7 protein-coding genes and 1 pseudogene are annotated in these 6,544 nt (G+C 62.5%); 2 read left to right on the forward strand and 6 right to left on the reverse strand.

Translation table 11 applies throughout. The annotated features are described in order from the left end of the window. The 4 genes and pseudogenes from ACLP25_RS12845 to ACLP25_RS12860 form a co-directional block, all read right to left on the reverse strand. On the reverse strand, window positions 1-1,589 hold a 1,589-nt coding region (locus ACLP25_RS12845; RefSeq protein WP_442469586.1), incomplete at its 3' end, for an FUSC family protein. Window positions 1,590-1,901: 312 nt separating this feature from the next. Next, a pseudogene (locus tag ACLP25_RS12850) lies at window positions 1,902-2,072 on the reverse strand (acetolactate decarboxylase); the annotation flags it as partial. A 140-nt stretch (window positions 2,073-2,212) separates the two neighbouring features. Then, entirely contained in the window at window positions 2,213-2,362 is a 150-nt protein-coding gene (locus tag ACLP25_RS12855; RefSeq protein WP_442469582.1) for a hypothetical protein, read from the reverse strand. Then, entirely contained in the window at window positions 2,359-3,879 is a 1,521-nt protein-coding gene (locus tag ACLP25_RS12860) for a thiamine pyrophosphate-dependent enzyme (RefSeq protein WP_442469587.1), read from the reverse strand. The genes ACLP25_RS12855 and ACLP25_RS12860 overlap by 4 nt, the downstream gene beginning before the upstream one ends. Between ACLP25_RS12860 and ACLP25_RS12865 the strand changes: the two genes are divergently transcribed. Next, window positions 3,796-4,143 (forward strand): hypothetical protein, encoded by a 348-nt coding sequence (locus ACLP25_RS12865; protein WP_442469588.1) that lies wholly within the window; start codon window positions 3,796-3,798, stop codon window positions 4,141-4,143. The genes ACLP25_RS12860 and ACLP25_RS12865 overlap by 84 nt on opposite strands. Before the next feature lie 100 nt (window positions 4,144-4,243). Here ACLP25_RS12865 and ACLP25_RS12870 read toward each other — a convergent pair whose 3' ends face one another. Further along, entirely contained in the window at window positions 4,244-4,879 is a 636-nt protein-coding gene (locus ACLP25_RS12870; protein WP_442469583.1) for a response regulator transcription factor, read from the reverse strand. A 304-nt stretch (window positions 4,880-5,183) separates the two neighbouring features. Here ACLP25_RS12870 and ACLP25_RS12875 point away from each other — a divergent pair, with 304 nt between their 5' ends. After that, complete coding sequence (locus ACLP25_RS12875; RefSeq protein ID WP_442469584.1) at window positions 5,184-5,489, forward strand: response regulator transcription factor; 306 nt, start codon at window positions 5,184-5,186, stop codon at window positions 5,487-5,489. Here ACLP25_RS12875 and ACLP25_RS12880 read toward each other — a convergent pair. Then, window positions 5,486-6,385 carry a sensor histidine kinase gene (locus ACLP25_RS12880; protein WP_442469585.1) on the reverse strand — a complete coding sequence of 300 codons (900 nt, stop codon included), beginning with the start codon at window positions 6,383-6,385 and terminating at the stop codon, window positions 5,486-5,488. The genes ACLP25_RS12875 and ACLP25_RS12880 overlap by 4 nt on opposite strands. Window positions 6,386-6,544: the final 159 nt, after the last annotated feature.

The raw sequence follows: 6,544 nt of genomic DNA on the forward strand, positions 1-6,544 counted from the left end.
GACTGCGCGGTATTATAAAATTGAGCCGTGTCGTAGCTCATCTCGTTTGTGGGCGCGAGGAGAGGCATAAAGTTCATTGCCATGGCGGTGAACACGGCCGTCGCTGCAGGCTGCCGGCTCCGGGCCAAAGCAAAGCCGGCCGGTATGAGGAAAAGTCTGATCGCCGCGCAAAGGGCCGGGAATGTTTCGAGGGCCGGCAGCGCGGCGAATTTGATGATTGCCGCGCAAAGGACGCTGCCCACTGTGCCTAGCGCGAACGCGATAGCGCCGCCGTAGGCGAGATCGCCCTTTGGCGAAAGCAACAGGACCACGACTGCGACGAACACCACCGCCGAGGCGCCATTCGGCCAAGCGGTGACAAGCCAGAAAAACTCGACGGCGCCGATTGCGACGAACGCGCGCGCCGCATTGACGAGAGCAGGCAGCCAATCGGATACGCTTAGCCGGAAACCGCGATGGTCAGGAGGAAGTTGATTGGGAGCATCGACGAGCAACGCGAGCCCGTCGAGCACGCGCAGCATGCCGGACAGCACTTTGGCTGTCTCGTCGGCGAGCAGCCGCAGCGATGGCCTGCTGGACGGCAGGGCGAGCATCGTCTGCGTGGCCTCGTCGCAGACGCGGCGTAGGGCCATAGGATCGGCCATCCAGCGCGCTAGCGAGCCTGGCTTTCGCGCCGATCGCAGCTCGGGGGGAATGCTGCGCAGGATAATTTCGGTCTGCTGCCGAGCCATGTCCTCCGGCAAATGGCTCAAATGCGTCACCACACCGCGCCAACCATCCAGCGCCATGAACAGGCCGTGGACGGCTGTCTGCAACGTGAGCGAGTGGTAGCGGACGTGGCTCGATTCTCCGAGCGTTTGGTCGATCATCGGGTCTAGCGCGATGACGCGCCGGACGAACTCACGTCGCTCCGTTTGCGTGTTCGTGCGCTGCGGCCCCGCCAGCGCCAGCGTGCGGGAAAACCCGCCCACGATCTCGGCCGCCATATTGGCGATCGACGCAGCTAGCCGCCGCCGGGCGCCGCCAAAATCGGTCGCCGCAAGAATGACTCCAGCGCTCGCGATCCCGATGCAGATCTCGCTCGCGCGCCAGACCGCGAGCATGAAGACGTCCGAACTCGCGCCTCCGGTGGCGCCGAGGTTGTCGGCGGCGATGATCGCTGCAGTATACCCGGCGAGCGCCGCCGAGTAGGACGCGAAGTTGCGGAGCGCGGTGGCGGCGAAAGCGCAGATCCCGCCCCACAGGGCAAGGAGCCCGAGAAAGGAGATCCGATCCTGGGGAAAGCACGCGGTCAGGACCACGACGAACGTGGCGCCGATCACGGTGCCGATCATTCGGAACCACCCCTTACGCAGCGAAGCCCCAAGCTGCGGCTGGCACACGATCGCAGCAGACGTGCCCGCCCAAAAGGGATTGTCGAGTTGGAGCCAGAACGCGGCGTAGAGTGCAAGCGACACAGCGGCCCAGAGCCGCAGTCCGAATAGCTGGGGCGGACCGGCGGCTCGTAACGCCTCCTCGAGCGACCGCGCCTTGGCGACCGCAACGGCCCGAAGGTGCCGATCACCGACCAGAGGCGCAGCGACAGTCATCGCCGCGCCTGCCCGGTTGCGGACCCAGCGTCGAGAACGTGCCAGCGGCTCGCCTGGTCCCGCTGCAGTCGCGGGATCAATTGCCTGATCCCGGATAACCGACTTCCCACAGCTGCGAAGCGCTCGGAGGATAGCGGCCAGATGGGGTGGCTGTCCGTGGATGGCGCCTCGAGCTCTAGCCAAAAGCTGGCGCCCAACGAAGCCCTGGTGAATTTCAACGGACGCATGGTCGATGCGGTCGTCATCGGATCGCCTCTCGCGCGGACGACAGCAACATGCCGTCGCCCTCGAATTCGATCCAAAGCGCCCGGAGCCCTGGATTTGAACGACGGGGCCGTCGAGGACGACCATTTCGCCGTCCAGGTTGGCGATCATGCCCAAACCCAAATCTCCATGTCCGAGAATCGTCTCGACCCTCACCTCGCGACCCCAAACGTTCGCGACGAGTGCGCCGGAGGTCGCGTGGCGAAAAGTGATGTCCAAGTCTCATGAAATTGAACAGTCCAACGCGCATAAGTCAGTCTCCGCTAGACTTGATGGGGCGCCGATTTCGGCAGGCCGGCTTGTGATGCTCTCATTGGCTGCGTTTCATTCGCCGACGCGCGACCGGCTCGCTTATGCAGTCACGGGATGTTTTCCACGAGCATTTCCCAGACGTCGTGGCTCTTGCCGTTCAGCATTGCCCTGGCGCTGTAGACCGCCATGCCGACCACCGCCTCGGGCGAAACGAACGGCGACGGCGGCGTCACCAACTGCATCGCTTTCACGTTCACATGCAGCAGCGCTGGGTCGGGCTGCGCGAGCCAGGTTCGAGCGGAGTCCTCGAGTTCACCTGCCTCGAGACCATGCGCCCACAAAGGCCCACGGCCTTTGCAACCTCGCCGAAGTTCGGGTTCTTTAAGTCTGTGTAGACCGGGATGAGGCCGGCTGCTTTCTGCTCGATATCGATGAACCCGAGCGCGCCGTTGTCGTAGACGGCGATCTTGACCGGCAGATTTTCCTGAACTGTCGTCAGCAGATCGCCAAGCAGCATGGCGAACCCGCCATCGCCAGCGAGACAGATCACCTGTCGGCCCGGCTGGCACTTTTGCAGTCCGAGCGCCGATGGCATCCCGTCCGCCATTGTCCCGTGGAGCAGGCTCCCAAAGGTTCGACGCTTGCCGCCGGTGTCGATATGGCGAAGCATCCAGACCAAGGGGGTGCCGTCGTCTGCCGCAAAAAGCGCGTCTTCTGCAGCGTGCTTGTTGATGACCTTGGTAAGGTAAGTTCCCGAAATGGCGGCGTCCGGACCCGATACGCCTTCCGCTTTCGCCGTTTCCATGTCCTTTCGGTGGCGCTCCACATGGGCCGTCAGGAACGGGTTGTCATCGTGTTGTGCGAGGCGTGGCAGCAGGGCATCGAGAGTGGTCTTGATATCGCCCACGGCCCCGATCGTCACCGGATGCCGCCGCCCGATGTGCGTGGGATCGGCATCAATCTGAATGATGATCGCGCGATCCGGATAGAACTGGCGCCAAGCGAAATCGGCGCCGAGCAAAAGCAGCACATCGCAGTCGAGGATGGCGTGATAGCCAGCGGGTCCGCCGATCACGCCGGTCATCCCGACATTGTATGGATTGTCATATTCGAGGAAGTCCTTGCCACGAGACGTGTGCGCCACTGGCGCCTTCAACTGCGCCGCCGTTGCGACCACCTCGTCGTGCGCGCCGGCGCAGCCCGCGCCCGCGTAGATCGCAATTGCATTGCTCTTGTTGAGAATGGCGGCGATCTCGTCGAGGTCCGCGTCGCATGGGCGAACGAGTGGGCGCCGAACATGGACAGCATAGGGCGGTTCGTCGTGCGAGGCGCCATTGGCGACATCTACCGGCACAACGAGGACCGCGACGCCCCGTCTCGTCAATGCTGCCTGGCAAGCCGCGACGGTCTTGCGGCGGGCCTGCTGCGGGGTAAGGATCATCTCGCAGAAGACACTGCAGCCTCTGTACACGTCGACGAAGTCGACCTCCTGGATCGATTCGAAGCCCAAATCCTGGCGCGCGATCTGGCTTGCGATCACGATGACGGGCGCGCGATTGCGATTGGCCTCGTAAAGCCCGTTGATGAAGTGGAGACTGCCGGGGCCGCACGAGCCTGCGCAGGCGGTGAGGTTGCCGGTGAGCTGCGCTTCGGCGCCCGCCGCGAACGCTCCGGCCTCCTCGTGCCGCATATGGACCCATTCGATTTCGCTGCGGTCGATGGCGTGCGCGATCTGGTTCAGCGTGTCGCCAACGATCCCGTAGCACCTCTTCACGCCGGCGGCTTGCAGCGTTTCGACCAGTACGTCGGCGACTCGTTTGCTCATAGCGGAACCTCACGTGTCTCTTGCCATGTCTGTAGACTGACGAGCCGCCATGGCGATCGCCAGCAAGGAGAGCTCGACGGCGCACAGCCGAGACGCGAAGAAAACCTTACCGCATGCGCCGCCAAGATCTTGCTGACGCTCAATTTGAAGACTTTGAACGCCGCGATCCATTCGACGCTGGACGTTCAAGATGCCGTTATGGTTGAGCTGTGATGAACCTTGGTTTACAAGCCGTGGCGAACAGGCCGCCGGATCGCCGGCGCAGCACGCGCGGGCGCGCTGGGGGAGGCGCAAGAAGGCTGCTGTGCGCGGTTCAGGAGTATTGCGGCTTCTCAGGCGCCAGCCTGAGCTTGTCGGCGATTCGGCCGAGCTCGGGAAGCGAACGGGCGTTCATTTTCCGCATCGCCCTGCTGCGGTGGACCTTCACCGTGGCTTCGGCGATGCCGATATCGCCGGCGATCTGTTTGCTGAGGCGACCGCGCGCGACCTCAATCATGATCTCGCGCTCCCTGGGGCTTAGCGATTCGAAGCGCTCCTTGAGGGCGGCCGAGGTCTTTTCGTTCTCCCGTCGGGCACGATCGCGGGAGAGGCCGAGCTGAATAGCGTCGAGGAGCTCCTGATCCCGGAAGGGCTTTGTCAGGAACTCAATGGCGCCGCCCTTCATCGCTTGCACAGACATCGGGATGTCGCCGTGCCCTGTGACGAAGATGATCGGGAGTTCCTTGTTCGCCGCGGCGAGCTCACGCTGAAAATCAAGACCGCTCTGCCCCGGCAATCTCACGTCGAGGACCAAGCAGGTGGGGCCATCCGGCGGATCGGACCTGAGAAAGTCGGAAATGGAGGCAAACAGCTGGGCATCCAGACCGACCGATATCAGCAGGCGTCCAACCCAGGCTCGTAGGTCCGGATCGTCGTCGATGACCAGTACGGTGGACTTTGCGTCAGGCATCGTGCTTTCCGCGGTTCGGCGTGGATCTTCGCTCGTAGGTTAGTCCCAATATTCATACGATAACAGCGTCATTTTCAGACACGAAACATGTTCGACGCGCACCAAAGCATACGCGCCCTGACATAGGTTCCGCGGCATCTTGCCGCGCAGCTTACGGAATTCACGGCCCGGCATAAGCCAAAATTTACGGGGCAGCGGCACCGCCCAAGGCGCACTCTCCAGCGCAAGCTACGAGGTTCGCGCGCGGGCGCGCCGACGTTTTGCGCGCCCGCATCTCGACTTTGAGCGAACGGTCGGAGTCGGTATGCCGAAAGCGTCGTTGGTCTCGGTCGTCGAGGATGACCAGTTCTTTCGCGAGTCCATGAGAAGGCTCATGAGGTCGCTGGGCTACAGCGTCGAGGCTTTCCCATCGGCGGCCGATTTCCTCGCATCTCCTTGCCTTGTCGAAACCGCCTGTTTGATCGCCGACATCCATATGCCCGCAATTACCGGACTCGAGTTCTACAGACACCTCGTCGATGCGGGGTATGCAATTCCGGCGATCCTTGTGACGGCCTATCCAGATGACGACGTCGGCGCCCGCGCTCTGAAGGATGGGGTCGTTTGTTAACTTCGCAAGCCCGTTGATGAGAAGCATCTCATGCGGTGTTTCCGCGCGGCCCTCCATTCTGGTGAGCCGCCTGAAGAGAATTCATGAGCTCCTTTGCGGGCTCGGCAAGGTGAACTGAAAAACAGCGCCTCTAGGCTCGTTTGCGTCAGCCCACAGCCCCCATGGGCGTCGATGATCGACCGGCAGATCGACAGCCCCATCCCGACTCCGTTGGACTTCGTGGTGTAGAAGGCCTCGAAAACGCGCTCGATGTGTTCCGGATCAATGCCCGGCCCGGAATCGCGCACCGCGACGAGGACGCCATTTGTTCGGCTTTGCTCGGTGCTGATCAACAAGTCACGCGTCCCCTCGTCGAACGCGCTCATTGCTTCAGCCGCGTTCAGGATCAAGTTCAGGATGACTTGTTGCAATTGAACACGATCCCCCTCAACGGGAGCCAACCCCTCCGTCAGGCGGGTCTGGACGGAAACTCCATTCTCGGCGATTGCGCTTCGCGCCAACACAATCACCTCGTTGATCGCCTCATTGAGATCAAAACGATGCTTTTGCGGCGGCGCTTTCTTGATGTGATCACGAATCCGGTCGACGATGACTCCCGCCCGGTCGGCATCGCCGACAACACAGCCGAGCGCTTCCCCGACCTCGCCCAGCTCTGGCGGATGCTTATCCAGAAAATTGAGGGCCGCGCGGGCGTTGTTTCGCGCGGCGGCGATAGGTTGCGTGATTTCGTGAGCCAACGAGGCGGCCAGTTCTCCCATCATGCTCAGGCGGTTCATGTGGGCGAGATCGGACTCCAGTTGGCGCAGTCTCTCATGCTCCCCTTGCGCGCGCATGGTTGCTGTCACATCGGCGCCGGTGCCGCGATAGCCACGGAATTCCCCGTTGGCGTCAAACACGGGCTTGCCGCTAGCTTTCACGTAGATTGAAGCGGATGTTCCCCTGTTTCAGGCTTAGCTCGCTCCCGATAACGGGTTGACCTTATTTCGCTTTTCGTCGTTGTGGAAGGGTTTGCCTGGTGGCTACTCGGGCTGGCCCGAGGGGCAGCGCGGCGGGAA

The sequence above is a fragment of the Roseiarcus sp. genome (genome assembly GCF_052145395.1).
In the GTDB taxonomy this organism is placed as follows: domain Bacteria; phylum Pseudomonadota; class Alphaproteobacteria; order Rhizobiales; family Beijerinckiaceae; genus Roseiarcus.

Bases quoted from the DNA above. Each gene is read 5' to 3' on its own strand.
- ACLP25_RS12865 (WP_442469588.1), top strand. From the start codon at position 3,796: ATGGACCCATTCGATTTCGCTGCGGTCGATGGCGTGCGCGATCTGGTT.
- ACLP25_RS12870 (WP_442469583.1), bottom strand. From the start codon at position 4,879: ATGCCTGACGCAAAGTCCACCGTACTGGTCATCGACGACGATCCGGAC.
- ACLP25_RS12875 (WP_442469584.1), top strand. From the start codon at position 5,184: ATGCCGAAAGCGTCGTTGGTCTCGGTCGTCGAGGATGACCAGTTCTTT.